We start from the raw sequence: 25,293 nt of genomic DNA, 5'->3' as shown, positions 1-25,293 counted from the left end.
TCGCCAAGAAAGTAAGCAAAGAAGGCGACCCCACGAAACACGAAGGCCCCTCATCTGCGGACAGCGGCGGCTGCGGGACTCGCTTCGCTCAAACAGGATCAAAGCAACCTCGCCCGCTTGTTCGGAGCTTGCGTGTTTCAAGGGGAGGATTTAAGCCCTGTGCGATGAGTAGCGAAGAAAATTTAGATTGCTGAGTTTAAAAATACTCAAAAATTCAAAAAAATAGCTCAACTCTAAAAGCTTTCCTCCGTGTTCTCCGTGTTTCAAGATTTGGGTTTTCAGCTTCAAGCTACGGCAGGTTTTCCGCCGTAGCTTGCTCACTCATCAATCCTTCAAACGATATTCCGCTGATCGTGCATGGGCGGTGAGCCCTTCGCCGTGGGCGAGGGTGCTGGCGATGCGGCCCAGTTTCTGGCTGCCGGCTTCTGAAACCTGGATGATGCTGGTGCGTTTTTGGAAGTCATAAACGCCCAGCGGGCTGGCAAAACGGGCGGTACGGGCGGTGGGTAAAACATGATTTGGCCCGGCGCAATAGTCGCCTAAAGACTCGCTGGTGAACTTGCCGATAAAGATTGCACCTGCGTGATGTAGCTCAGGTAGGTAGACTTCTGGGGTAGCAATAGATAATTCCAGGTGCTCCGGCGCAATATAATTGGCAATTTTGCAGGCTTCGTGCAGATCCTTTACCGTGATTAAAGCTCCACGGTCAGTGAGGGAGGCGCGAATAATTTCCTGGCGTGGCATGCTGGGGAGTAGCTTTTCGATGCTTGCAGCCACTTGCCCAATGAAATTCTCATCCGGGCAAAGCAGAATCGCCTGGGCGATTTCATCGTGCTCGGCCTGGCTGAATAAATCCATCGCAATCCAGTCCGGGTCGGTAGTGCCATCGCAAATCACCAAAATCTCGGACGGGCCAGCCACCATATCAATGCCGACAATGCCAAATACACGGCGCTTGGCGGCGGCCACATAGGCGTTGCCGGGGCCGGTAATTTTATCCACAGCGGGCACGGTTTGGGTACCAAAAGCCAGCGCGCCCACGGCTTGAGCGCCACCAATGCAGAATGCCCGGCTTACACCGGCCACGAAGGCTGCGGCCAGGACCAGATCGTTGCGTTCGCCGCGTGGCGTGGGCACCACCATGATAATTTCGGCCACACCGGCCACATGGGCGGGAATGGCATTCATTAATACCGACGATGGATAGCTGGCCTTACCACCCGGTACATAAATCCCGACTCTATCGAGCGCCGTGACCTGCTGGCCCAGCACCGTGCCATCTTCATCGGTGTATTGCCAGGACGCCATTTTCTGGTGTTCGTGATATTTGCGCACCCGCTCTGCTGCGGCCACCAGGGCATCTCTTTGCACATCGGGCAGGCGCTCGAAAGCGGCTTTCAGCTCCGCCTGAGTCAGCTCTAGTCCGGCCATGGTTTGCGCGGCCACGCCGTCAAAGCGCTGGGTGTATTCCACCACGGCCGTATCACCGCGTGCTTTTACATCGTCAAGAATGGCCGCAACCCGGGCATCCACATCTGGGTCTTGCGAGGTTTCAAAAGCCAGCAGGGCGGCGAGTTGTGATTGAAAATCAGCAGAACGAGAATCAAGGCGACGCAACATGGCAGAGTCCAAAAATCTATCGTGGGACGATTATACCCAACTAGCCGCCTGCCGGACTTACAGTGATATTCAGCAGTAAAACCTACTCTTTAAGAATATGGAGAACACATACGAACAAGCCGAAAAGCATTTCGTGTGTTTGTTTTTGTGCAGCGTATTACCTTGATTTGCCGGTTATTTAGCCCCTGCTTAAATAGCACATCCACCCGATTTTTACCGGTTTCAATCAGCCCGTCATTCGGGCTGTCGGTATTTTGTACCCAGTCAATGGCGGCGGTTTTGCTGATTTGAGCGTTTTTGGCAAGGGGGATCAAAACTAACACAGGCCCCAGCCGCTATCAATGAGGCTGGGGCCTGTGTAGTTTGAACATCAGTAAGGGCTTACATCATCCCCATCGCTCTTGGCAGCCAGAGTGAAATAGCAGGCACATAAGTTACCAGCAGCAAAAAGACCAGCATGGTGAGCAGCCACGGCCAGACGGCAATGGTGAGCTCGGTGATGCCCATTTTGGTGATGCCCGAGGCCACGTAAAGATTTAGCCCTACCGGCGGATGGCACATGCCGACTTCCATATTCACTGTGATTAAAATCCCGAAGTGAATTGGATCAATCCCCAGCTTGATAGCAACAGGGAACAGGATAGGGGCCATGATCAGGATGATGGACGATGGCTCCATCACATTACCGGCCAAGAGCAGCAGAATATTCACCGCTAGCAAAAAGGTAATCGGGCCAAGGCCCATGCCCAGTAGCCAATCGGCCATGGCCTGCGGGATGCCTTCGTTGGTCATTACAAATGAGAACAGTACGGCATTGGTAATGATGTAGAGCAGCATGGCGCTCATGCTGGCGGAATCAAGCAGCACTTTAGGCACGCGGCTCAGTGGCAAATCGCGGTAGACAAATACGGCGATGATAAAGGCGTAAACGGCGGCAATGGCGGCGGCTTCGGTGGGGGTGAAAATACCGGTGTAAATCCCGCCCAGCACCAGCACGATCAGCATCAGGCCCCAGACCGAGCGGCGAAATGCAGACCAGCGCTCACCGGTTGTGGCTTTAGGCATGCGCGGATAGCCAAACTTACGTGCACGCCACCAGGTGGTTAGCCCCAGCAGGAACGCCAGCATCAGGCCGGGTACAACTCCCGCCATAAATAGTGCGCCAACCGAAGTATTGGTGGCAACAGAGAACATCACCATGGCAATGGATGGCGGAATCAAAATCCCTAAAGCACCAGCCGTGGTAATCACCCCTGCGCCAAATTGCCGTGGAAATCCCTGCTTAATCATGGCAGGCAAGAGGATGGAACCAATCGCCACTACGGTGGCCGGGCTGGAGCCGGAAACCGCAGCAAATAATGCACAGGCTAATACGCCCGCCAAACCCAGACCGCCATGAAAGTGGCCCACCATGCTGGTGGCAAAATCGATCATGCGGCGGGCGACACCACCGTGGGTTAAGAAATTGCCAGCCAGAATAAAGAATGGAATGGCCATAATTTCAAATTTTTCGATTCCCGTGAACAATTTCAGTGCCACCGATTCGATAGGCACATTGGTCATGGTGAATAAGAAGGTGAGTACGGTAAGACCCAGCGCAATAGAGATCGGCATGCCGGTGGCCATCAGCGCCAGCAGCAGGCAGAACACCACGGCTTTTTTGCCGCCAACGAGGGCGATAATCGCTAAAGATCCGAATAGCAGTGCGGGTATTTTGATTGACCAGTGTGCTTCTGGTGCAGAAATGGTGCTCATGCTGGTTTTCCTTCTGCTTCTTCTAACCCTTCAACGTGGGCCACGTCGTAATGAGGTAAATCACCAGTGCGCAAAAAAGCTGCGGCTACTTGTAAAAACCGGAAACACATCAGGCTGGTGCCCAGGGGAATGGCGCTGTATACCATCCAGGTTGGCCATTCCAGATCCGGCGTAGTCGGGCCTTCGTAGAGATTGCCCACTGTCATCCCCAAGGCATGAGTAAATGCATAGTGTGCACCGTTTCCCCAGACAAACTGCGCGCCAAGTACGGCCACAATGCCGGTGAACAGCGCCCCTGCTAAGAGGCCCAGCATGACAAAGGCGGCGCGATATTTTGGCTCCAACCGGTTAATCATCACATCCACACCCACGTGGATGCCAACGCGCACCCCATAGGCCGCGCCAAATTTAGCCATCCATACAAATAAAATAATGCACAGCTCCTGAGCCCAGGAAAGGTTGATGCTGAGCAGCCAGTTTTGGATGATGGGCAGATGGGCCCCGGAGGCGTAGCGATGAATGACGGCGATAAAAATCACCAGCGTCGCCACCGCCATCAGCGAGGCAATGAGCCACTCTTCCAGGTGATCAAGTATTTTCATGAAAGTCTCCGAAGGGACGGTGGGTTTTATAAAAGGGGCTTGTGGCCCCTCGTTGGCCGGGTGTTTACCCGCGGCTTTTATTGCACTGCACGTTAAGTAAATTCAAAGGATCTGTTTAGTGCCTTCGGCACCTTGATTTAGGTGCGGGAATCCCCCGCGTGGGACTCACTTTCTTGAACGGCCAAGAAAGTAAGCAAAGAAGGCCGCCCCGACCAGCACGAAAGCCCCTCACTGCGGATAATCGGCTCGGCGAAAAAGGCTGCTCGCTCGCTGCCTCGCTACCCCTTTTCCGAAACCCCGATCCGATTATTCCTCGCTTCGGCGTGCTTCAAGGGGTGATTTAAGCCCTATGCCGTGAGCGTGGTCATTGCGTTATCTCGTTGTTTACTAATGAAAAATCAAATTGATTAGTGCCCGCCCGAAGCAGAAGTTGTAGGGCGGGCAAGGTTTAATACCCACGCTGCATACCCCCTTAAATCTTTACTCAACCGGTTTAAAAGCGGTTTCTTTGTAAATCTCGCTCAGCAAATCTTGTCCGAAGCGGGAGGCCATTTTTTGGTGGACGGGGATGAGGGCTTTGCGAAAAGCAGCGCGCTCGGCGGCAGTTGGGGTGTAGATGGTGGTTTTGCCACTGGCCTTGATGGCTGTTAATGCTTTATCGGTTTCTTGCTTGGCGATCTGGTTGGCGTAGACCGATGATTCATTCATGGCGGTGGTCAGCGTGGCACGAATATCGGCAGGCAGGCCTTCCCAGAAGGTTTTGTTGACGATCACTGCATAGCCAAGGAAGCCGTGGTTGGTCAGTGCCAGGTGTTTTTGCACTTCAAAGGCTTTGCTGGTGTAGAGATTGGATGGTTCCAGCTCGGTGCCGTCTACTACGCCGGTTTGCAGGGCCTGGTAAACCTCGGAAAAGGCCATAACCTGTGGCAGGGCACCCACGGCACGCATTTCTTCGTCCAGTACTTTCGAAGATTGAATCCGTACTTTCATGCCGCGCAGATCGTCCGGGGTGCGGATGGGTTTGTTGCTGGAGAAGTTTTTAAAGCCGTTTTCCCAGAAGCCCAGCGCCTTAATGCCTTTGCTTTCCAGCTTGGTAAATAGCTTGGCACCAATCGGGCCTTTCATTACTTTTTCTACTTCGGCATAGCTATCGAAAATATAGGGCAGATCGAAGATCTCGAATTCTTTCACTCCCAGAGGGCCAAATTTGGCAAGACTAGGGGCCAGCATTTGTACTGCGCCCAATTGCAGCGCTTCCATTTCTTCTTTGTCTTTGTAAAGCTGGCTGTTTGGATAAACTTCTACCTTAACCCGGCCCTTGGTGCGCTCTTCGGTGATTTTTTTAAAGTACTCAGCAGCTTTGCCCTTGGGGGTATCGACGGCAACAACGTGGCTGAACTTGATCACGATCGGCGCTTCGGCCGCGAAGGAAGAAGTGACAGTAAGTGCCAGAATGGCTGCTAGTAAAGTGCGCATTACAATCTCCAAAGCTGTTGAGTGTATGGATGATTGTTGACCAGTAAGCATGTGCATTCAATTGTGGTTGTCACGACTGTGGTAAACCACAGTCAGCATAAGGTTACCCTGTGCTAACATTGCTTCATGCAATTGCTTACTACTCTTTCACGCCGCCTTAGTGCTCACCCATGGTTTCTTCCAAGGTTGGCCCTGGTGTTGTTTGTGGCAACTGTTCTGGGTTTATTCGCCTATTTGCGCCACGGCGAGCACAAAGAAGCGCGGCTGGTGCTGATTAACGATGTGCTGTGGGTAGAGCAGAATCTGCGCTTTGTACTGGGCCAATCCGAAGAGCGTCTGGCGGCACTGCTGGAGCAATCTCGCGATGGCAGCTTAAGCGAGGCCGAATTTCGTGGTCGTGCACGGTTGATCATTGGTGCAAATGCTGCAATTACTGGCATTCAGCTGCGTACCAAAAATCAGAGTTTCAGCTATGGGCAGCGTTTATCGGCAGATGTAACTCGGGAGGCTATTGCTCTGGCTCAGGGGATAGGGCGGCCTAGTTACACCGTGCCGCTTTACCCCAAGGGGATGATTGCGCTGATTCTGGCCGAGCATGATTTGGAGCTGGTGGCATCAATTGCCTTGCCAAAATTATTGCAGCAGCAGGTTCCCTGGTGGTTTGCTTACAAATACCGGCTGGCCATGATTGATGCAGATGGCCGGGAAGTAGCTAGTAAATCAAAAATCGAGGCAGATGATACTAATCTCAGCTATCAGCTTCCTTTTGATTTAGTCAGCAGTGGCTTACTGTTGCGCATCACGGCTTACCGCCATCCAACCGGTCTTGTGCAAAAGCTGCTGACTGCCAGCGTGATCGGACTGGCACTGATTGTGCTGTTTAGCTGGTGGCGTTTGCGTCGTCAGATGCAGGCGCGGTTGCTGGCAGAAAATGCACTGAGGGAAGAGCATGCTTTTCGCACCGCGATGGAAGATTCACTTTCGGTAGGGATGCGCGCCCGTGATATGGATGGCCGTATTGTTTATGTAAACCCTGCTTTTTGTGGCATGGTGGGTTATGCTGCCGAAGAGCTGATCGGCTCGCTGCCGCCTTACCCCTACTGGAATCCTGAAGACATCGCCGGGCACCAGGCGCAAAACGAGATCGTGCTTAGCGGCCGTGCACCGCACGATGGATTTGAATCGATGGTGCGGCATAGGGGGGGCAATCTGGTCGCCACCCGTGTTTACACCACGCCGCTGATCGATGCGACCGGCAAGCAGCGCGGCTGGATGAGCTCGGTGGTGGATATCACCGCCTTAAAAGCCGCCGAAGCCAGAGAGCGCGAGCAGGAAGAAATGCTCCGCCACACCGGCAAGCTGATCACTATGGGTGAAATGGCGTCCACACTGGCGCACGAGCTGAATCAGCCGCTGATGGCAATGAGCAATTACGCCAGCGCGGCCCGCCAGTTTGCTAATCAGAATAACCATGAAATGCTTGATTCGACGCTTAGCAAGATTGCAGGGCAGGCGCATCGTGCCGCTGCCGTGGTAAAGCGTATCCGCGAGTTTGTACAAAAGCGCACCCCGCATTGCGGGCCCTGTGATATCAATCATATTGCCAGCAATGCTTTTGAGCTGATTGATGCCAGCGCACGCAGCCAGGGTGTGCGCCTGCATTTTAATCTGGCTGGCACACTGCCCCTGATCGAGGCAGATGAAGTTTTACTTGGGCAAGTGGTGCTGAATCTGCTGCGAAATGCGCTGGATGCCAGTGGCGAGCAGCCACAAAGCCGCCGTGATGTATGGCTGGCTACCTATTGTGACGATGCGATGGTTTATTTATCGGTCTGTGATCGGGGCTCGGGTATTGCGCCTGAAGTGGCCAGCCGCTTGTTTGACGCATTTTTCACCACAAAATCGCTGGGAATGGGGATCGGGCTGAATATTTGCCGTTCTATTTTAGAGCAGCATCACGGCAAATTATGGTTTGAAGCTCACCCTCAGGGCGGCACCTATTTTTATATGAGTCTTCCTCGATGAAAACAGTTTATTTGCTTGATGATGATATTGCCGTGCGTGATTCGCTCGGCCTTTTATTGCTTTCACATGGCTATACCGTGCATGCATTTGAAGGCGGGGAGGCTTTTTTAGCTGCTATTGATGCCAGCAGCGAGGGTGTGGTGCTGCTTGATGTGCGCATGCCCGGCCTGAGCGGGCCAGAGGTATTTAAGCGGCTTTATGAGTCAGGAAGCGAGCTGATCGTATTGTTTTTGTCCGGCCATGGTGATATCCCAATGGCGGTACAGGCGATCCGGCAGGGGGCTTTTGATTTCTTAGAAAAACCTTGTAGTGAAAAACGTTTGCTTGAGCGGATTGATGACGCACTAGAGGTTGCGATTGGCCGCCAGTCTGTGCGTGGCAATCAGCAATTATTAGAAAAACGCCTCGCCTCGATTACACCGCGCGAGCGCGAGGTGATGGATTGGATTTTACAGGGCAAGCTTAATAAGCAAATCGCCGATGAAATGCAAATCGCCATTCGCACGGTAGAAGTCCACCGCGCCAATGTCTTTGCCAAAATGGGCGTGCGCTCTGCGCTGGATTTATCGCAGTTGTTGAAGGGGGCTTAGGGGCAATCCTATCAACCTAGGGATCGGTATCATAGGGGCACAGCATAAGCTGCGAATGTTTTAAAAGCAGTGCTTTCGTGGCTAAAGCTGCTCTTACGAAAAACATAATGCTTTTGTGTTTTGCTTAAGTTACAGGATCGGGTTTTATTCGCACTGCACATTAAAAAATTAAGTCCGGCTTTTAATCAATTCATCAACACAGAAATTATTTAATAAGAGATTTAATCGGAGAATTAGATTATTAATATCATTAAACAGTGGGTTAAATATATTAAATAAACTCAATCTATTTATTGTGACTCTGCCTGAGGAGGGTAAATCACGCGGCTGAAAATCAGGGTGATGAAAATACCAAAATGGGTTGAGCCTATCAGCGATTCGGCCATAAGCAGTATTTTGCCGGAGCGATTACAAGGAATAAAATCCCCGAAGCCCACGGTGGCAAAGGTGGTAGTTGAAAAATACAGTGAGTCCAGAAAACCCGGCTCGGGCAGGCAGCTGCCGCCGGGGCCGAAGAGGGCGAATCTTTGCCAGCCCACAGCAAACATAAAAATTAATAGCATATTGCTAAATAAAAACAGGCATACCGCACCTGCGGGGGATATGCCTTTGCTGAGGCGCTGGCCCTGGGCAATGCTAAATACAAATGACAGGTAATTAAGGTAAATGGCTGCAATAAAAATCTGCAATGCAATGCCGCTTTTATTCAGCAGATCAAGTTTTAACAGCCACGGCCAGAGAAACATCAGCAGCAGCGCATAAAGGGTAATGCGCCGCCAGTGGGGTTTTTTAGTCATCGGCTGGTCAGACCTGCCGTGCTGCCACGGTAGCTGCAAACGCATCAATAATCGGCTGGAGCTGGCTGTGTTTAAGTTTCAGCGCAGCTTGGTTGACTACTAAGCGCGAGCTGATTTCACGGATGTCTTCTACGGCTACCAGATTATTGGCTTTGAGTGTGCTGCCGGTTGAAACCAGATCGACAATGGCATCGGCAAGGCCAACCAGCGGGGCTAGCTCCATAGAGCCGTAGAGCTTGATTAAATCGACGTGTACGCCTTTGCTGGCAAAGTGTTCGCGTGCGCATTCGGTGTATTTGGTGGCGATGCGCAGACGGGCACCTTGCTTTACTGCGCCTTCGTAATCAAAGCCATTTTGTACGGCCACCATCAGGCGGCATTTGGCGATGTCTAAATCGAGTGGCAGATAAAGACCCGCTCCGCCGTGTTCCAGCAGTACATCTTTACCGGCAATACCCAGATCGGCCGCGCCATATTGCACATAGGTGGGCACATCGGTGGCGCGCACAATAATCAGTCTGACGTTTTCCAGATTAGTGCCAATAATCAGCTTGCGGCTGGATTCTGGTGCTTCAGAAGGCACAATGCCTGCGGCAGCCAGCAGGGGTAGTGTTTCTTCGAAGATGCGGCCTTTGGATAGCGCGATGGTGATCATAAATACGGTCCGGTAGATTGAAATAGTGCAGCTGCACAGCTGTGATCCGATAAAATCTGAAGATCAGAAGGAGCAGGCTGCTAATACTACACGTTTTTGCAAGTGCATCACGCCAGCTGGTATTCTGGTGCCCGGATAGCCATTTATGGGAGCTGCCTGTTAACTACCTGAATACTTTGAGGCTGACAGGGTATCTGGATGGCCAGCCGTTGATGGCTTTTGCGCCTTCCCATAAAGCAAAAATAGCGGAGCCAATGGCGATCCACCAAAGTGGCAGCGGGCTTTGCACGATAAAGCCAGCCAGCATTGCAAGGGCATACAGGCAACCCATCAGCAGCTGAAAATTGCAGGCATTAATGGCGTGTTGTTCTACATAATCTGAATGCACACGGGCAAATTGCAGCACGATAAGCGGAATCATCAGTGCCAGCACGGCCATTGGTAAAATGGGCAGCCAGAAAACACCGGCCAGATGTGCCAGTGCGGCAGCGCCTTTTTCATTTTGTGAAGGCGGGCGCGGCTTGTCGTCTTGTTCTTCTGCCGCAGGTTTTGGATTGAAGATGAACATGGTTATGCCTAGAAAATGAGCTGTGTTATGTAGGGTAGGTTCTACCCTATACGCACTAATTAAAGTCAAAAAGATCTTTTTAGTGCCTTCGGCACGCTGATTTTGGAGAGGGTGCCCCCGCAGGGGCGTTCTTTTCTTGCTTCGCCAAGAAAAGAACCAAAAGAAGGCGACCCCACGAAACACGAAGGCTCCTGCGCTGCGGACAATCGAGTCGGCGGCGGGCGGGATTGGCTCGTTCCTCGCTCCCTTGCCGAAACCCCGCCCCGCTTGTTCCTCACTCCGGCGTGTTTCAAGGGGAGATTTAAGCCCAGTGCCAAGAGTGTGGCTATTTAGGAAATCCGCTCAATTTGCGCGCCAACAGCCGGTAATTTGCGTTCTATAAACTCATAAGCAGGTCAAGGCTTAGGCAATTCGCTCAATTTGTGCGCCAACAGCCGATAGCTTGCGCTCGATATGCTCGTAGCCGCGATCCAGGTGATAAATACGATCCACAATGGTTTCGCCACTGGCGATCAGGCCTGCAATGACTAATGATGCCGATGCGCGCAGGTCGGTGGCCATGACTGTGGCGCCTTCCAGTTTTTCAACGCCGGTTACGATGGCGGTATTGCCTTCGGTATTGATTTTAGCGCCCATGCGGATCAGCTCGGGTGCGTGCATAAAGCGGTTTTCAAAAATAGTTTCCGTGATGACACCGGTACCTTCTGCCAGGCAGTTCAGCAGCATAAATTGCGCTTGCATATCGGTTGGAAAAGCAGGGTATGGCATGGTGCGGATATTCACGGCCTTAGGGCGTTGTTTCATATCGATGGCAATCCAGTCGTCCCCCGCTTCGATGTAGGCACCGGCTTCGCGTAGTTTTTCGAGAACGGCTTCCATGATATCCGCACGGGTATTGCGTAATACCAGCTTGCCTTGCGCGACTGCGGCGGCGATCAGGAAGGTGCCGGTTTCGATACGATCAGGCACGATGGCGTGCTCAGCACCATGCAGCTTGGCCACGCCTTCGATGGTGATGGTGTCTGTACCGTGGCCGCTGATTTTTGCACCCATTTTGATCAGGCAATCGGCCAGATCAACCACTTCGGGCTCGCGGGCCGCATTTTCAATAATGGTAATGCCGTCGGCCAGTGTGGCGGCCATCAGCAGATTTTCGGTACCGGTTACGGTAACCATATCGCAAACAATACGCGCGCCTTTCAGTTTGCCGGTGGCTTTTACATAGCCATGCTCGATCACAATCTCGGCACCCATCGCTTGCAGGCCTTTGATATGCTGATCAACCGGGCGCGCGCCAATGGCGCAGCCCCCAGGCAGGGAAACCTGAGCTTCACCAAAGCGTGCCAATGTGGGGCCGAGCACCAGAATCGATGCACGCATGGTTTTAACCAGCTCGTAGGGGGCGATTAGGGTGGTGACTTCATTGGCGGTGATTTCGTACTCGTGTACGTTATCGGTCATCACGCGCACGCCCATGCCTTGCAGTAATTTTTGTGTAGTTTTTACGTCAGCCAGCTGTGGCACATTGGTCAGGCGTAAAGTACCAGCAGTCAGCAAGCTGGCACATAAAATGGGCAGAGCGGCGTTTTTTGCACCAGAGATAGAGATTTCACCAGATAGCGGATTGCCGCCGGTAATTCTTAATTTGTCCATTTGCAGAGCTCTTGAGTTATTTCAGGCAGTACCAAAGCAGTGCGGCAGCGCCTGCGATCAGCCATGGCAGGTTGGTCAAAGCCATCAGGCTTTGTGAACTGCGATCCAGCGGTTTTTGCGCCTCAATTCTGGCTTTTTCCAGCCTGGCTCGATTTTTTTCGATGGCGTCCAGATTGAAGCGATCTTCGCTCATTCAGGCACGCTCAGCCCATTCGGCCGGAGTCAGTGTTTTTTCCAGCGACAGGGCGTGTAGTTTACCTGAATCAATCTCCGGTTTAACCGAGTCTTTGACTAAACGGTGGCGTGCTAAAAGGCCCAGCCCCTCAAAGCGCGGGGATGCGATACGCGCATAAAAATGATGGCCATCACCTGTCACTTCAACTGCTGTTGCACTCAGGCGCTCGGTAAGTAAGGCTTGTACTGATTCGGGAGTCATGGATTTTATTGCCTTAATTTGTAACCGGATTTAATCAATGTGTAGGCGGCACTGCCAATAATAAGTAAAGAAAGTGCTGCAACGGCAAAAGCATGCCAGGGAGAGACATCGCTTACGCCAAAGAAGCCATAGCGAAAACCGTCAATCATATAAAAAATAGGGTTCCAGCTCGATACGCCCTGCCAGAACGCGGGAAGGCTGTGAATGGAGTAGAACACACCCGATAAAAACGTGAGCGGCATAATTAGAAAGTTTTGAAATGCGGCCAGCTGATCGTATTTTTCTGCCCAGATTCCCGCCAGTATACCCAGTGCTGCCATCATGGCTGAACTTGTCAGCGCAAAGACCAGAATCCACAGGGGATGGGCAAAAGCTGGTAAGTTAAACCATATGGTCATCAGCAGCACACCTGTGCCTACGACAAGGCCTCGTACCATGGCGGCCAGCATATAGGCGAGGAAAAACTCCAGATGCGACAGGGGGGGCAGCAGGGCAAAAATCAGGCTGCCGGTGACTTTGGATTGGATCAGGCTGGATGAAGAATTGGCAAAGCTGTTTTGTAGCACCGACATCATTACCAAACCCGGAATCAGAAACGCCGTGTATTGCACGCCCGGATAAGGTTGAATATGGCTGTCGAGTACGTGGGCAAAAATGAGTAAGTACATTAGCGCGGTGAGTACGGGAGCGGCTACGGTTTGAAAAGCCACTTTCCAAAAGCGCAGTACTTCTTTGTAAAACAGCGTGTAAAAACCTTGCATAGTGCCTTCTTATTGCAAATGGTGGGTGAGCCGTGTCGTGATGGCGCTGACTGCCTAGCTGGCAGACATCATATCGACAAAAATAGTTTCCAGATCGGCTTTGCCCACTTCGATATCACGCAGTTGTACCGAGTTGTTTCTTAGCTCGGTCAGAATGGCTTCCAGATCTTTGCAATCGGCCAGCTTGAGCTCAAAGCCATGGTCGCGCTCACAAATTAGCAGTGGCGCGAGTGATGCGGGGAGTTGGGCAGGCTGGATCTTGATAAAGAGCTCGCGTGCCGCACCACGGCTCATTAGCGTGTCTTTGTTTTCCAGTGAAATCAGCTCACCTTTTTTTAGCATGGCGATGCGATTACACAGGGTTTCGGCTTCTTCCAAATAATGTGTAGTCAGCACAATGGTGTGGCCGTCATTATTGAGGCGGCGGATAAAATCCCACAGTGTTTTACGCAGCTCAACATCCACACCGGCAGTGGGTTCATCCAGCACAATGACAGGGGGGCGGTGCACCAGGGCTTGGGCTACCATTACCCGGCGTTTCATCCCTCCGGACAGAGCCCGCATATTGGTGTCGGCTTTATCGGTAAGGCCCAGATTGGCAAGGATCTCGTCGATCCAGTCGCCATTATTGCGCAGACCAAAATAGCCTGATTGAAATGTCAGTGTTTCACGTACGGTAAAAAAGGGATCGAATACCAGCTCCTGCGGTACGATGCCTACTGCGCGGCGAGCTTCACGGTAGTTTTTCTGGACATCAAAGCCCATCACTTCAATCCGCCCGCTCGTGGGGCGCGATAAGCCAGCCAGAGCGGAAATTAGTGTGGTTTTGCCCGCACCATTGGGACCGAGCAGGGCAAAAAAATCACCCTGCTCGATGGTAAAGCTCACACCTTTCAGGGCGTGGAAATCGCCAAACTGTTTGGCGACGGAATCAAAAACAATTGCGCTCAAGGTGCAACCTCAGCCACGCCACTGGCGGGCAGGCTTGCAGGAGCACTTGCGGCAGATGTTTTTGTTTGTAGTTCTTCAGCAGCATCCATTGCATCCAGCTCTTCGTCTGTCGGCCCCAATTGCAAAGGTTTAGGCGGATTATTATCCCATACTTTGAAATATCTGCGTTGCAGATAGGCGTCGCGGATATAGGCATAAGGATCGGCCTGGGTACTGATCAACTGCTCAAGCGGTAATAACTGGCGGCGTTGTTCAATACCCCATGCACTGTAGCGAATCACTTGGGTGCTCAGGTCTTGCGTGCCATCCCAGATATCTAAGGGGTCGGCAAAAAAGCGCACAGCCAGATCACTGCTGTCGCGCAGCGTGGTCGGGCCACGGAAAGGAAGCATTAAATAAGGACCGGAGCCCACTCCCCAGCTGCCCAGGGCTTGTCCGATATCTTCGTCGCTTTTTTTAAGGCCCATATCACTGGCCCAGTCGACTAAACCAAACATGCCCAGCGTGGTATTGACCAGCACCCGCCCCATACTATGGCTGGCTTCGCTGCCCTTGCCCTGTAACAGGGCTCCAAACGAGGCAAAGAAATCATCAATATTGCCAAAGAAATTACCTGCTCCCTGCTTAACCGGGCCAGGGGAGTATTTTTCGTGTGCTTGGGCGGCTGGTTTTACTACGGCTTTATCAATCGCATTATTGAATGCATAAATGCCGCGATTAACGGGCTCGATTGGGTCGTAATTATTCTGTGGCGTCGCACATGCGCCGAGCAGTAGGGCAAAAAAAGGAAGAAGACGGCGCATGTGAGTTGGTAAATAAGTGGGCAAGGTCGGTATTCTAAGCTGATTTGCAGCTTGGTGCTGGTTTATAGAGTGCCGCCAAGCCGGATCAGGGCGGAAATTTTATATTCTGTTACTCAGAGGCAAAAGCGCATCTACTTCGTAGAGGTGAATTAAACCGGTGAGCCCTTCAGGAACACCGAAAAATTGCAGCTCGCCACCTTGCTTTTGAGCACTGCGCATCCAGTGCAAAAGCAGCGCAACTGCACTGGAGTCTGCCGTTGTGATTTGGCTTAGGTCTACATTTAGTTGCTCGCCCTGCCCTATGCTGGGCAATGTGGCGAGCTGGCGGCTTGCGGATTCAAGCGTGAGTGTGCCGTTAGGTTGAAAGATTTTCATTTGTTTGTATTACGCTGAGCATTGTTACGATCGGATAATTGTTTGATCAGGCCCTCAATACCGTCTTTACGAATGATGGCATTGAATTGATTACGGTTGTTATTGATAAAGCTGATGCCGTCAACCGCAATATCGTAGGTTTTCCAGCCGGTATCGGTTTTTTCGAAGCTAAAATCCAGTGGAATAGGCTTCTGGCCAGGCAGACTGACTTCGGTTAACACGGACATTTCGCTGGCATCATTGCCGGGGCGGGTACCCTTAACATCAACCTGTGCATTCTTGTAGATAGACAGCGCCGAGAAATAAGTACGAACCAGCATTGTACGAAATTCACGGGTCAGTGCCTGTTGCTGCTCCGGTGTGGCTGTTTTCCAGTTGCGTCCTACTGCCAGCATGGTCATGCGGTTGTAATCAGCCAGAGGTGCAACGCGTGTATCCACCAAATCCCGGGCTTTTAGCGGGTCTTTATCGTTTTTCTTGATGATTTCCAGCACGTCGCGGCTGACATTCTTAACGATCAGTTCTGGTGATTCAGTAAGTGCCGCAAGGCTGCAGGTAGCGATAAAACCCATTGAGAGGGCGAGGATCCATTTTTTCATTTTGTGTACTCCATTGGTATTGCTTACGATCATTTTTCGGCAGCAGTTTCAGCTTTGTTAAACAGCACCCGGCTAATCAATTGCTCCAGCACAATGGCTGAAGAAGTAATAGTGAAGTTGTTTCCTGCCTGGAGCATTTTGTCGTCAGCTCCAGATGTCACTCCGATGTATTGCTCACCCAAAAGACCCGAGGTGAGAATTTCAGCAGAAGCATCTTTGCTGAAATGATAGCGGCTATCCATGCTTAGCTTCACCCGTGCAACGTAACGCTCTGTATCAAGAGTGATGCTACTCACACGGCCAACCAGTACCCCTGCGCTTTTCACCGGGGCACGCACTTTAAGCCCGCCCACATTATCAAAGTTGGCAGTAAGTTCGTAGCTGTCCGATGCTGGTAAAGTTGTTTGGCTGCTGACGCGCAAAGATAAAAATAGCAAGGCCGCGATGCCCGCAACGGCAAATAAGCCTACCCAAAAATCAATCATGCCTCGTTTCATTTTAAATACCTCTTTCACTCATTAATAGCGAACATATCGGCGGTATGCCGAGCCATCCGGAAAATCTTAAATTCCTCTGAACATAAAGGCGGTGAGGACAAAGTCCAGCGCCAGAATGACGAGTGAGCTGGTCACAACGGTGCGGGTTGTCGCGCCTGATACACCTTCGGCGGTAGGGGGCGCATCATACCCTTCAAAAACAGCAATAAGGGAGATGGCAATACCAAAAACCACGCTCTTGATCACACCGTTGATCACATCCTGACGAAAATCCACTGCACTTTGCATTTGTGACCAGAATGCACCTTCATCGAGCCCGAGCAGCTTTACCCCGATCAGATAGCCGCCAAAAATCCCCATTGCGCTAAACATGGCTGCAAGCAGCGGCATGGAAATGACACCTCCCCAGAAGCGGGGTGCAACAACACGGGCGATAGGATTAACAGCCATCATCTCCATTGCGGCAAGTTGCTCTGTTGCTTTCATTAAACCAATCTCGGCGGTAATGGCCGAGCCGGCACGGCTGGCAAAAAGCAAAGCACCAACTACAGGGCCAAGCTCTCTGACTAAAGACAGGGCAACTAAAACGCCTAGCGACTCGGTTGCGCCAAAGCGCTGTAGCGTATCAAAGCCTTGCAGAGCTAAAACCATGCCTACAAATAAGCCCGATATCGCAATAATCAAGACGGACAACACCCCTGCAAACCATATTTCGCGCATAGTAAGCTGAAATCTGAGCAAGGACGTAGGAGAGTGGCGCAGGATCGCCAGCATAAAGCGACAGGCAAAACCTAGCTTGATGATGGCGTTACTGAAAGGCTGCCCAAATCTTGAGATGGCATTAAACAGGTAATCAAGCATGGCGAGGCTCCAGTCCAAGATCGCTGCTATAGGGGGCAGCGGGTTTATGGAAAGGCACAGGGCCATCTGTTTCCCCGTTGATAAATTGTTTTACAAAGGGATGAGTGGACACTCGGACTTGTTCCGGCGTGCCTTCTGCAACAATTTTGCCATCAGCCAGGAAATAGACATAGTCCACAATCGATAGTGATTCTTCTACATCGTGTGTCACAATCACAGACGCGGCACCAAGGGCGTCATTCAAGTTACGGATCAACTTACCGATGGTGGCGAGTGAAATCGGATCCAGCCCGGTAAAAGGCTCATCGTAAAGCATGACGGCAGGATCAAGTGCAATAGCCCGTGCCAGAGCAACCCGCCTTGCCATTCCGCCGGATAATTCGGATGGCATCAGATCGCTGACCCCACGCAGGCCTACAGCGTTCAGCTTCATCAGTACCAAATCATGAATCATGGATTCAGGCAGATTGCTGCGTTCTCTAAGTGGAAAAGCCACGTTGTCAAATACGGATAAATCGGTAAAAAGCGCCCCGAACTGAAATAACATGCCCAGTTTTTTGCGCATTTTATAGAGGCTTGCCTCGTTCATGCTGCCGACATCTTCTCCGGCAACAGTCAGCTTGCCCTGATGGGGCTGAATTTGTCCACCGATAAGCTTGAGGATGGTGGTTTTCCCCGAGCCCGATCCACCCATAATGGCGACGACCTGGCCGGGCTTGATGCTGAGCGAAACATCGGTAAGCACCGGGCGTTCGCCGTAAGCAAAGCTCACATTCTCAAACTGGACCAGCGAGGAAGGCATGGTTCACGATACTCTTGGCATAAAAGAGGCCCATTGTAGGTGGGTATGGCTTGGCCAGATAGATTAACTTTGCATGAAAATGTATGGAATTATTGCCATGCAGCAAAGCTGGTGTGTTATGAGAATAGTTTTAACTCATAAATGGCGGGAAATTTGTTGTATTTTTATGTTGTGGTTTCGGGATAAAAAAGCCAGTAATGGCAGAGAAACAAACTAAAAAACAACATTTCATTGACATATTTCTTTGTTTTTTCGAGTTTACCTTCCATTTTTTCTGTCTATTTAATAGGTAATGTACTGTCGTTAGGGGCAAAGGCCGGGCTGTGATTATTTTTTACCATGTTGTAACAGCAATTTATTTATCCGGATATTTGTTTATTTTTTACTGAATCCTCGTACTAGTATGAAAGCAAGCCTTCATCCTTAGACAGGATTACCAATGTATCTAGAGCACTTTGGCTTAAACGAACCCCCTTTTCGGATTACACCCCACCCTGAATTTTTTTTTGTCGGTGCGAAACGGGGCGCCACTCTAGATGCTCTGATTTACGCTGTGCTGGCAGGAGAGGGCCTGGTTAAAGTGTCGGGCGAGGTGGGCAGCGGCAAAACCATGCTATGTCGGGTATTAATTGAGCGTTTGCCAGCCAGTGTGGATAGCGTTTATATCGCCAATCCCGCCATGAGGCCGGATGAATTAATGCTGATGATTGCTGACGATCTGGGCATCGTTTGCGATGCGACTTACGCCAGTGGCAGAGTTAGAGATTTACAGTCAGCCTTACTTGAGCGCTTTGCTGCCGGGCGGCAGGTCGTTATTTTGATTGACGAAGCGCATGCCATGCCAACAGAAAGCCTGGAGGCGGTCAGGCTGCTTTCAAATTTGGATCACGGGCATCATAAATTATTGCAAATTGTTTTGTTTGGGCAAACCGAGTTGGATGATCGTTTGGCCAGGCAGGATTTGCGTCAGCTGCGGGAGCGGATTACCCATGTTTTTCAGCTTGCTCCGCTTAGATCGAACGATATCAAGGCTTATATTGATTTTCGGATGCGTACAGCGGGATACCGTGGGCCGGAGCTGTTTCAAACCGGGGCGCTAAAGTCGATTTACCGGGCTTCGGAAGGATTAACCCGCCGGGTTAATATTTTAGCGGATAAGGCCTTGATGGCTGCATTTAGCCAGAGTGCGCATTTTGTGAGTGCCAGCCATGTCAACGCCGCAATAAAAGACAGTGCATTTCAGCCAATTAAAAAACGCCCCGCCTTGTTGTGGATATTACTGCTGCTTGGGGCTGTGGCCGGAGGCGTTTGGGGTAATTTGCAGCAGGCACTACTTAGGCCGCAGCCGCAAGAGCTTGCCATTGCTCCTCCGTTGCAGCTGGTTAGTACAAATGAAGTAGCAGATATCCCTCTTTCAGCTTCTTTTCGCCAGAAATTAATCGAATCCAGGCAAAAAATAAACCGTGCAGAAGTGAGCCATATGGCGGTGATGCTTCTGGTTACCCAGCGGGATAAGGGAGGGGAGCTGGAGAGGTTTTTGGCTCAGGCCAGCAAGGATTTGCCCCGTGATCAGTTACTGATATATCCCGCAGAATTACGAGGTAATAAAGGCTGGGGGCTGGTTTATGGTTTTTTCTCTGATAAAAACAGTGCAAAAGCGGCCATGGCGGCATTGCCGGAATCTTTACGAAAAAATAAGCCTATTTTGCGCTCGGTTGGTGGAATGCGGGATGAATTGTGGAATTTGTAAGTGTGGATAAATAACTGCAGCACAAGCAATTAATTAGGATTAATAAATCATTCCCTTCTATAAATTATGGCATACCGGGATCAGATTATAAGTCTGATTTTACTGGCAATGTACACCGATTGAATAAGGGCATGGAGGTGTTTTATATCAGTCATTATGGTTAGCTTGATTTTTTGATGAGCCGGGCTATGAAGCAGCAGATCCTTTGTGTGAGTGCACGATAATGCGGTGGCAAATTTTAATTTTAGTTTTATTGCTCAGTGCCTGTGCTGGCCACCCTGGCCTGGAAGTAGAAACTGGCCGTCATTTGGAGGCTAAAGCGGTTTCTGCCAGCATTCCAAGGCCCGTTGCTGCGGCACCTTTATTACCTAAACCCCAGCCTGCTGCTAAAACGGCTACATATAGCGTGGTGGTGCATCAGGTGCCGGTGAATGAAATTCTTTTTGCATTGGGCCGGGATGCAAAAATTAATGTGGATGTGCATGCAGGGGTGAGTGGTAATGTAACCTTAAACGCAATTAATCAGACCTTGCTGCAAATATTAGAGCGGATGAGTAAACAAGTTGATTTACGTTGGGAGCTTGAAAATGGCGTATTAACAGTTACGCCTGATATACCTTATTTTAAAACCTATAAAATGAATTATTTTAATTTATCCAGAAATGTGAAGTCCAACGTTACGCTGGCTAATTCGGTCAGTAGCGGCACAGGTGGTGGCTCTGGCAATAGCTCTAATACCCTGATTGATATGGCGGCTGATCATCATTTATGGAAACAGATAGATTTAAATTTAAAAGAACTATTGGGTATTTCGGCAGACATTAAAAGCGGCGGTGTACAGCTTGGGACGATTGTCCAGGATCAAAGTGTTCAGGCACTTAAAAGTAATGCATCTGCAGGTAAAAAAGAAGTAATAAAAACTGCGGTAGAGGCAGCAAAAGTAGCAAAAGATGTTGCACAGGCTAATAAAATAAATGTAGAAACAGAAAAAATAAAAACAGGTGAATCCCTGCCGGTCAATAAGGCCAGCCCTGCAGTAGATATTAACAGCAGCAGGCTGGTAATTCTTAACTCTGAAACAGGTGTGATCACAGTAAGAGCCAGCCAGAAAGAACATATAAAAGTAGCCGAGTATTTAAATGCCGTGCAAGGTGGTGCTTTGCGGCAGGTGCTTATTGAAGCAACAATTGTTGAGGTCTTGCTTTCGGATCAGTATCAGGCCGGGGTGGATTGGAGCCGGATTGGTGAAACAGATAATCAATTAAATTTTAGCCAGAAATCTTTAGCCAATAATTTGGGCACAGCGCCATTAAGTGTACTTTCATATACCAAGGTTGGAGGTATTTTGAGTGGCACATTTAATTTTACGATTAAAATGCTGGAGCAATTCGGGCGCACCCGTGTTTTATCTAGCCCAAAGATTATGGCATTAAATAATCAGACTGCCGTGATGAAAGTGGTGGAAGAGCAGGTTTATTTTACGGTTAAAGTGACGCCTCCGGTTATTACGGATGGAAAGGTAACAACACAGGCAACTTATGATAGCGAATTACACACAGTGCCAATTGGTCTGGTTATGCAGGTTACGCCACAAATATCGGAGGATGGTCAGGTTGCACTTAATGTGAGGCCAACGATTACCAATATTAATTCATTTGTTGAAGACCCTGCCGTGGCGATTTTAGCTGCGACAACAAATACGCAGATTAAAAGTCTGGTTCCCATATTGCAAGTCAGAGAATTTGATTCCACATTAAAAGTAGCTAGTGGGCAAGTGGCTATTTTGGGGGGATTAATTCAGGACTCCTTGAATAATGACAGACAAGGTGTGCCGGGTTTGTCCCGCATGCCTTATCTTGGGGATTTATTTAGTTACCGAAATGATAAATTAAGCAAAATTGAATTAGTGGTATTTCTGCGGCCAGTACTAATTAAGGATGCCGGAAGCGATTTAGGAAATTATCAGCAGTTTTTACCTAATGATCAGTTTTTTAAGAATGAAGCAGATCATGATTTATCGGCATTTCAGTCCGGCAGCGTGCCTTTGGGGACTAAGCCATGAGCTTATTGCTGCAAGCCTTAAAAAAAGCCGAGGAGGCCAAGCGGTTGCGCGAGGCTGCAGCAGCAGGGCCGCCCGGCACCGAGTTAGCAGAGGTTTTGGCAGCAGAGCCTGGCAGCTCCCTGCAGCTTAGCGATGCGGCAGAAAAAAAAGAGGACACCACTGTCTCTGCCATAGAGGAAACGGGTTTATTGTCTTTGGAAGAGCCAGAACCTCTGCCGCCTGCTGCCGAGCTGTCATGGGAGTTTGTGCCCCTGCCCTCAGATGAATTGGTTGTGCCCGCTGTTGTGCCTGAGGAAGAGAAGGCAGACCCTGTGCAGCCAGTGCCAGTGCCAGTGCTGCAAGCAGCAGAGGAAACCGAGCCGGAAGAAGATCTCGCCTGGCTTGCTCCGTCTCCCCCTCCTCCCGAGGCGCTTCTTGCTCCGGCTGCGCCTACTGTTTCTCCGCCCGCACCGCAAATACCCGTTTCTCCGGTGCCTAGGGTGCATCATCGCTCCAAATTACTTCCCTGGCTGGTGCTTTGTGGTGTTTTGATTATCGGGGGTATGGGGGGCTATTTCTGGTGGCAATATCAGGCTTTGAGCATACCTGTTACTCCAGCTGCCGCCATAGCTAAAGCCGCTCCTGCAGTTGTTATGCCTGTAATTGCTGATCCGCTTCCTGTGCCTGCTGCTGTGTTGCCGGCTAGCTCCGCCACCGCGTTGCCTGCGCCGCCCCCCAAGCCTTTCTCCAATCCGGTACCTGATCGTTTTAAAGACGATGCTGCCAGTGTGCAGGAGCGATCGGGAGCGCCAGATGGGGCCGGGATTCGCTTTAATGCTCAAAGTACGGAAGCTGCTGTGCCTCTGCCGCTGGCAATGGCATATCGCTCTTTTCAGCAGGGTGATTACCGTGCGGCCGAAGAGGGGTACAAGCGTATGTTGCAGCTGGATGCGCGCAATCGTGATGCCTTGCTGGGTATGGCGGCTTTGGCTATGCAGCGGGGGGCAGGCTCTGAGGCGGCGCATTTCTACCGGCAAATATTATTACTCTATCCGAGGGATGAAGCGGCGCAGGCGGCTTTGTATTCTCTTACTCCCGGTAATGAAAATTCGGAGGCAGGATTGCGTCAGCTCTCGGGCCAGCAGGCGGATGCTGCATTTGCCTTAGCTAATCTTTATGCAGGGCAAAATCGCTGGAGCGAGGCGCAAGGTGCTTATTTTCAAGCGCTATCCCTCGATGCGGGCAATGCCGATTATGCATTTAATCTGGCTGTGAGCCTGGAGCACCTGAAGGAGAGTAAAACTGCAGCAAGATATTACCGGCAGGCCCTGGCAGGCAAAGGCTCTTTTGATCGTACGATTGCTGAAGCCAGGCTGCTGGCTCTGGAGTCGCCATGAACGCGCCCGGCAGGAAGCTACCACTGGGCGAGCTGCTGGTTTCCAAAGGCTTGCTATCGGAAGATCAGCTGCGAATTACCCTGTTTGAGCAACGACGAAGTGGTATTCCGCTGGGCAAGCTGATGGTGTCGCTGGGCTTTGTGTCCGAAGGTATTTTGCGTGATGCCCTGTCAGAAAACCTGGGGCAGGTCAGTGTTGATTTATCCAATATTCTGGCTGATGCCCAGGCGATTAAGCTGGTGCCCAAAGAAGTGGCCAAGCGGCACATGTTGCTGCCGGTGTCACTTGATCTTGAACGTAATAAGCTGACACTGGCGATGTCTAATCCTAATAATCTGGTTGCACTTGATCAGGTTCGCATGCTGCTTAAAGACAAGTATGAGCTGGAAACGCTGCTTGCCGCAGAATCCGATTTAGTCCATGCCATCGACCAGTATTATGGTTTTGAGTTGTCGATTGACGGCATTTTGAATGAAATTGAAACCGGTGTAATTGACTGGGCCAGCTTGCAGCATGCGGAGGCCGAGTATAACCAGCCGGTGGTGCGGCTTATTGATGCTCTGCTGGCCGATGCCTGTACGCGCGGCGCGTCGGATCTTCATTTTGAGCCTGAATCATCTTTTGTGCGGATTCGCTACCGCATCGATGGTGTGCTGAGGCAAATTCGCGCCCTGCATAAAACCTATTGGCCGGCGATGGTGGTGCGGTTAAAGGTGATGAGCAATATGAATATCGCTGAAACCCGTTCGCCACAGGATGGCCGGATCTCACTGACTATTGCAGGCCAGCCTTTGGATTTTCGGGTAGCGGCGCAGCCCACCACCTGGGGTGAAAATATCGTACTGCGGATTTTAGATCGGCAAAAAGGCCTGGTGAAGATGGATAAGTTGGGCCTGAGTAAAGAAAATCTTTATTTATTGCAGCTGATGATTGCCAGGCCGGAGGGGATTATCTTGGTGACCGGCCCAACCGGATCGGGAAAAACCACCACCCTTTATTCGATTTTAAGCAGTGTCAACACCGAAGCCGTGAATATTATGACACTGGAAGATCCTGTGGAATATCCGGTTCCCATGCTGAGGCAAACCTCGGTGAATGAAGCTGCAAAAATGGATTTTGTAAATGGTATTCGCTCGATGATGCGGCAAGATCCGGACATTATTTTACTGGGTGAAATCCGTGATCGCGATACCGCTGATATGGCATTTCGCGCAGCCATGACCGGGCACCAGGTCTACTCAACTTTGCATACCAACTCGGCTATCGGCTCGATTCCGCGCCTGCTGGATATTGGCGTGCTGCCCGATGCTCTGGCGGGCAATATCATCGGTATTATCGCCCAGCGTCTTGCTCGTAAGCTCTGCCTGCTCTGTCGTGAGCCCTACGAGCCTGATGCTTTTGAGCGGCGCTTGCTGGGCATTGATCCTGAGGGCGAGCCGATCACGCTGTATCGCGCCAGCGGTTGCCCCAAGTGTGAGCACCAGGGTTATAAGGGACGTTTAACGGTGATGGAAGTTCTGAAAATGAGCGCCGAGCTGGATGAACTCATCGCCCGGCATGCAACTCGCCTGGAAATGAAAAAAGCGGCTGAGGCCCAGGGTTTCAGAACGATGGCCGATGATGCTTGCCGCCATGTGTTAGATGGTGTGACTTCGCTTGCAGAGATTTCCCGTGTAATTGATTTAACCGACAGGGTGGCTTAGGTACACCAGGGTCTTGGTGGATATTCTGAGAAAGGAAGATTGCAATGTATGTACGTGAACACGTTTCGCGCGTGATTGATGGTAAAACCTACAATACGCGAACCGCATTAAATTGCCATATGCATACAGACTCAAAAGACGAGTATGGCGTGCCGCATCTGATTGAGCTTTATCGCACCAAGCGTGATCAGTATTTTCTGGTTGAGCACAATATTCCTCACCCCTATATGGATATCGAAAAAAAGGTAGCCACCGATGTGCTGACTCCGATTACGCCAGAGCAGGCACAGGAGTGGGTAGACAGATATTGTCCGTGGCGCAAAGAGAAGATTTTTGCATCAAGTTGCGAAGCAGATGCCACCACGCTGACTTTACGTATAGACAAAATGACGAAAGCGCAGCTTATCGCCCAGGCTGCCAAACATAATCTGACTCTCAATGCCTATTGCCTGCTGAAGCTGGAAAAAATTCTCTATGAAAAAGATGTTCCCCGGTGTGGCGGGCTTTTTCTGGAACGAGGATTTAACCCTTCGGAGTGAGGCGCAGTTTGCAGCCCCCTCTTCGGTGATGAGTAGA

At 50.8% G+C, this 25,293-nt stretch carries 25 protein-coding genes; 7 read left to right on the top strand and 18 right to left on the bottom strand.

Annotated features, from left to right (window positions below; genetic code table 11):
* Nucleotides 1–324: 324 nt before the first annotated feature.
* From hisD to EJO50_RS12575, 4 genes are all read right to left on the bottom strand, one after another.
* A complete protein-coding gene (hisD, locus tag EJO50_RS12590; RefSeq protein WP_373280516.1) occupies nt 325–1,620 on the bottom strand; it encodes a histidinol dehydrogenase in 1,296 nt (431 codons plus the stop codon).
* 381 nt (nt 1,621–2,001) lie between these two features.
* Nucleotides 2,002–3,375, bottom strand: a complete 1,374-nt coding sequence (locus EJO50_RS12585; RefSeq protein WP_125974678.1) for a TRAP transporter large permease — start codon at nt 3,373–3,375, stop codon at nt 2,002–2,004.
* The gene (locus tag EJO50_RS12580) at nt 3,372–3,977 is read right to left on the bottom strand and encodes a TRAP transporter small permease (protein ID WP_125974676.1); all 606 of its coding nucleotides are present in this window, start codon (nt 3,975–3,977) and stop codon (nt 3,372–3,374) included. The genes EJO50_RS12585 and EJO50_RS12580 overlap by 4 nt, the downstream gene beginning before the upstream one ends.
* Nucleotides 3,978–4,457: 480 nt before the next feature.
* Nucleotides 4,458–5,453, bottom strand: coding sequence for a TRAP transporter substrate-binding protein (locus EJO50_RS12575; RefSeq protein WP_206434388.1), 996 nt, complete (start codon nt 5,451–5,453; stop codon nt 4,458–4,460).
* A gap of 126 nt (nt 5,454–5,579) precedes the next feature.
* Between EJO50_RS12575 and EJO50_RS12570 the strand changes: the two genes are divergently transcribed.
* Together EJO50_RS12570 and EJO50_RS12565 are read left to right on the top strand one after the other, a co-directional pair.
* On the top strand, nt 5,580–7,478 hold the full coding sequence (locus EJO50_RS12570; protein ID WP_125974674.1) for a sensor histidine kinase: 1,899 nt from the start codon (nt 5,580–5,582) through the stop codon (nt 7,476–7,478).
* Entirely contained in the window at nt 7,475–8,068 is a 594-nt protein-coding gene (locus tag EJO50_RS12565) for a response regulator transcription factor (protein WP_125974672.1), read from the top strand. The genes EJO50_RS12570 and EJO50_RS12565 overlap by 4 nt, the downstream gene beginning before the upstream one ends.
* Nucleotides 8,069–8,358: 290 nt before the next feature.
* Here EJO50_RS12565 and EJO50_RS12560 read toward each other — a convergent pair whose 3' ends face one another.
* The 14 genes from EJO50_RS12560 to EJO50_RS12500 all read right to left on the bottom strand — a co-directional run bounded on the left by EJO50_RS12560 (nt 8,359) and on the right by EJO50_RS12500 (nt 17,826).
* On the bottom strand, nt 8,359–8,865 hold the full coding sequence (locus EJO50_RS12560) for a potassium channel family protein (RefSeq protein WP_164521502.1): 507 nt from the start codon (nt 8,863–8,865) through the stop codon (nt 8,359–8,361).
* 7 nt (nt 8,866–8,872) lie between these two features.
* Complete coding sequence (hisG, locus tag EJO50_RS12555) at nt 8,873–9,520, bottom strand: ATP phosphoribosyltransferase (RefSeq protein WP_125974668.1); 648 nt, start codon at nt 9,518–9,520, stop codon at nt 8,873–8,875.
* Between the two features lie 163 nt (nt 9,521–9,683).
* On the bottom strand, nt 9,684–10,088 hold the full coding sequence (locus EJO50_RS12550) for a DUF4870 domain-containing protein (RefSeq protein ID WP_125974666.1): 405 nt from the start codon (nt 10,086–10,088) through the stop codon (nt 9,684–9,686).
* Nucleotides 10,089–10,490: 402 nt separating this feature from the next.
* Complete coding sequence (murA, locus tag EJO50_RS12545) at nt 10,491–11,741, bottom strand: UDP-N-acetylglucosamine 1-carboxyvinyltransferase (RefSeq protein WP_125974664.1); 1,251 nt, start codon at nt 11,739–11,741, stop codon at nt 10,491–10,493.
* A gap of 16 nt (nt 11,742–11,757) precedes the next feature.
* Complete coding sequence (locus EJO50_RS17185; protein ID WP_164521501.1) at nt 11,758–11,934, bottom strand: hypothetical protein; 177 nt, start codon at nt 11,932–11,934, stop codon at nt 11,758–11,760.
* Entirely contained in the window at nt 11,935–12,177 is a 243-nt protein-coding gene (locus EJO50_RS12540; RefSeq protein WP_125974662.1) for a BolA family protein, read from the bottom strand.
* A 5-nt stretch (nt 12,178–12,182) separates the two neighbouring features.
* Nucleotides 12,183–12,938: an ABC transporter permease gene (locus EJO50_RS12535; RefSeq protein WP_125974660.1), complete on the bottom strand. Its 756-nt coding sequence runs from the start codon at nt 12,936–12,938 to the stop codon at nt 12,183–12,185.
* Between the two features lie 54 nt (nt 12,939–12,992).
* Nucleotides 12,993–13,889: an ABC transporter ATP-binding protein gene (locus tag EJO50_RS12530; protein ID WP_125974658.1), complete on the bottom strand. Its 897-nt coding sequence runs from the start codon at nt 13,887–13,889 to the stop codon at nt 12,993–12,995.
* Nucleotides 13,886–14,692 carry an MlaA family lipoprotein gene (locus EJO50_RS12525; RefSeq protein WP_125974656.1) on the bottom strand — a complete coding sequence of 269 codons (807 nt, stop codon included), beginning with the start codon at nt 14,690–14,692 and terminating at the stop codon, nt 13,886–13,888. Before EJO50_RS12525 ends, EJO50_RS12530 begins: the two co-directional genes overlap by 4 nt.
* 99 nt (nt 14,693–14,791) lie before the next feature.
* Nucleotides 14,792–15,067, bottom strand: a complete 276-nt coding sequence (locus tag EJO50_RS12520) for an STAS domain-containing protein (protein WP_125974654.1) — start codon at nt 15,065–15,067, stop codon at nt 14,792–14,794.
* A complete protein-coding gene (locus tag EJO50_RS12515) occupies nt 15,064–15,666 on the bottom strand; it encodes an MlaC/ttg2D family ABC transporter substrate-binding protein (protein WP_125974652.1) in 603 nt (200 codons plus the stop codon). Before EJO50_RS12515 ends, EJO50_RS12520 begins: the two co-directional genes overlap by 4 nt.
* 29 nt (nt 15,667–15,695) lie before the next feature.
* Nucleotides 15,696–16,163 carry an outer membrane lipid asymmetry maintenance protein MlaD gene (gene mlaD, locus EJO50_RS12510; RefSeq protein ID WP_125974650.1) on the bottom strand — a complete coding sequence of 156 codons (468 nt, stop codon included), beginning with the start codon at nt 16,161–16,163 and terminating at the stop codon, nt 15,696–15,698.
* A gap of 66 nt (nt 16,164–16,229) precedes the next feature.
* Nucleotides 16,230–17,024 (bottom strand): lipid asymmetry maintenance ABC transporter permease subunit MlaE, encoded by a 795-nt coding sequence (gene mlaE / locus EJO50_RS12505; RefSeq protein ID WP_125974648.1) that lies wholly within the window; start codon nt 17,022–17,024, stop codon nt 16,230–16,232.
* A complete protein-coding gene (locus tag EJO50_RS12500) occupies nt 17,017–17,826 on the bottom strand; it encodes an ABC transporter ATP-binding protein (protein WP_125974646.1) in 810 nt (269 codons plus the stop codon). Before EJO50_RS12500 ends, mlaE begins: the two co-directional genes overlap by 8 nt.
* Nucleotides 17,827–18,265: 439 nt before the next feature.
* Here EJO50_RS12500 and EJO50_RS12495 point away from each other — a divergent pair, with 439 nt between their 5' ends.
* From EJO50_RS12495 to EJO50_RS12475, 5 genes are all read left to right on the top strand, one after another.
* Complete coding sequence (locus EJO50_RS12495) at nt 18,266–19,576, top strand: ExeA family protein (protein WP_125974644.1); 1,311 nt, start codon at nt 18,266–18,268, stop codon at nt 19,574–19,576.
* Between the two features lie 223 nt (nt 19,577–19,799).
* A complete protein-coding gene (mshL, locus tag EJO50_RS12490) occupies nt 19,800–21,638 on the top strand; it encodes a pilus (MSHA type) biogenesis protein MshL (RefSeq protein ID WP_125974642.1) in 1,839 nt (612 codons plus the stop codon).
* Nucleotides 21,635–23,014, top strand: a complete 1,380-nt coding sequence (locus EJO50_RS12485; RefSeq protein WP_125974640.1) for a tetratricopeptide repeat protein — start codon at nt 21,635–21,637, stop codon at nt 23,012–23,014. Before mshL ends, EJO50_RS12485 begins: the two co-directional genes overlap by 4 nt.
* A complete protein-coding gene (locus tag EJO50_RS12480; RefSeq protein WP_125974638.1) occupies nt 23,011–24,717 on the top strand; it encodes a GspE/PulE family protein in 1,707 nt (568 codons plus the stop codon). The genes EJO50_RS12485 and EJO50_RS12480 overlap by 4 nt, the downstream gene beginning before the upstream one ends.
* A 44-nt stretch (nt 24,718–24,761) precedes the next feature.
* A complete protein-coding gene (locus EJO50_RS12475) occupies nt 24,762–25,256 on the top strand; it encodes a hypothetical protein (RefSeq protein WP_125974636.1) in 495 nt (164 codons plus the stop codon).
* The last annotated feature ends 37 nt before the right edge of the window (nt 25,257–25,293 follow it).

Source organism: Iodobacter ciconiae (genome assembly GCF_003952345.1).
Lineage (GTDB): Bacteria > Pseudomonadota > Gammaproteobacteria > Burkholderiales > Chitinibacteraceae > Iodobacter > Iodobacter ciconiae.
This window is presented reverse-complemented; position numbering and strand designations above follow the sequence as displayed.

Bases quoted from the DNA above. Each gene is read 5' to 3' on its own strand.
- hisD (WP_373280516.1), bottom strand. From the start codon at position 1,620: ATGTTGCGTCGCCTTGATTCTCGTTCTGCTGATTTTCAATCACAACTC.
- EJO50_RS12585 (WP_125974678.1), bottom strand. From the start codon at position 3,375: ATGAGCACCATTTCTGCACCAGAAGCACACTGGTCAATCAAAATACCC.
- EJO50_RS12580 (WP_125974676.1), bottom strand. From the start codon at position 3,977: ATGAAAATACTTGATCACCTGGAAGAGTGGCTCATTGCCTCGCTGATG.
- EJO50_RS12575 (WP_206434388.1), bottom strand. From the start codon at position 5,453: ATGCGCACTTTACTAGCAGCCATTCTGGCACTTACTGTCACTTCTTCC.
- EJO50_RS12570 (WP_125974674.1), top strand. From the start codon at position 5,580: ATGCAATTGCTTACTACTCTTTCACGCCGCCTTAGTGCTCACCCATGG.
- EJO50_RS12565 (WP_125974672.1), top strand. From the start codon at position 7,475: ATGAAAACAGTTTATTTGCTTGATGATGATATTGCCGTGCGTGATTCG.
- EJO50_RS12560 (WP_164521502.1), bottom strand. From the start codon at position 8,865: ATGACTAAAAAACCCCACTGGCGGCGCATTACCCTTTATGCGCTGCTG.
- hisG (WP_125974668.1), bottom strand. From the start codon at position 9,520: ATGATCACCATCGCGCTATCCAAAGGCCGCATCTTCGAAGAAACACTA.
- EJO50_RS12550 (WP_125974666.1), bottom strand. From the start codon at position 10,088: ATGTTCATCTTCAATCCAAAACCTGCGGCAGAAGAACAAGACGACAAG.
- murA (WP_125974664.1), bottom strand. From the start codon at position 11,741: ATGGACAAATTAAGAATTACCGGCGGCAATCCGCTATCTGGTGAAATC.
- EJO50_RS17185 (WP_164521501.1), bottom strand. From the start codon at position 11,934: ATGAGCGAAGATCGCTTCAATCTGGACGCCATCGAAAAAAATCGAGCC.
- EJO50_RS12540 (WP_125974662.1), bottom strand. From the start codon at position 12,177: ATGACTCCCGAATCAGTACAAGCCTTACTTACCGAGCGCCTGAGTGCA.
- EJO50_RS12535 (WP_125974660.1), bottom strand. From the start codon at position 12,938: ATGCAAGGTTTTTACACGCTGTTTTACAAAGAAGTACTGCGCTTTTGG.
- EJO50_RS12525 (WP_125974656.1), bottom strand. From the start codon at position 14,692: ATGCGCCGTCTTCTTCCTTTTTTTGCCCTACTGCTCGGCGCATGTGCG.
- EJO50_RS12520 (WP_125974654.1), bottom strand. From the start codon at position 15,067: ATGAAAATCTTTCAACCTAACGGCACACTCACGCTTGAATCCGCAAGC.
- EJO50_RS12515 (WP_125974652.1), bottom strand. From the start codon at position 15,666: ATGAAAAAATGGATCCTCGCCCTCTCAATGGGTTTTATCGCTACCTGC.
- mlaD (WP_125974650.1), bottom strand. From the start codon at position 16,163: ATGAAACGAGGCATGATTGATTTTTGGGTAGGCTTATTTGCCGTTGCG.
- mlaE (WP_125974648.1), bottom strand. From the start codon at position 17,024: ATGCTTGATTACCTGTTTAATGCCATCTCAAGATTTGGGCAGCCTTTC.
- EJO50_RS12500 (WP_125974646.1), bottom strand. From the start codon at position 17,826: ATGCCTTCCTCGCTGGTCCAGTTTGAGAATGTGAGCTTTGCTTACGGC.
- EJO50_RS12495 (WP_125974644.1), top strand. From the start codon at position 18,266: ATGTATCTAGAGCACTTTGGCTTAAACGAACCCCCTTTTCGGATTACA.
- mshL (WP_125974642.1), top strand. From the start codon at position 19,800: ATGCGGTGGCAAATTTTAATTTTAGTTTTATTGCTCAGTGCCTGTGCT.
- EJO50_RS12485 (WP_125974640.1), top strand. From the start codon at position 21,635: ATGAGCTTATTGCTGCAAGCCTTAAAAAAAGCCGAGGAGGCCAAGCGG.
- EJO50_RS12480 (WP_125974638.1), top strand. From the start codon at position 23,011: ATGAACGCGCCCGGCAGGAAGCTACCACTGGGCGAGCTGCTGGTTTCC.
- EJO50_RS12475 (WP_125974636.1), top strand. From the start codon at position 24,762: ATGTATGTACGTGAACACGTTTCGCGCGTGATTGATGGTAAAACCTAC.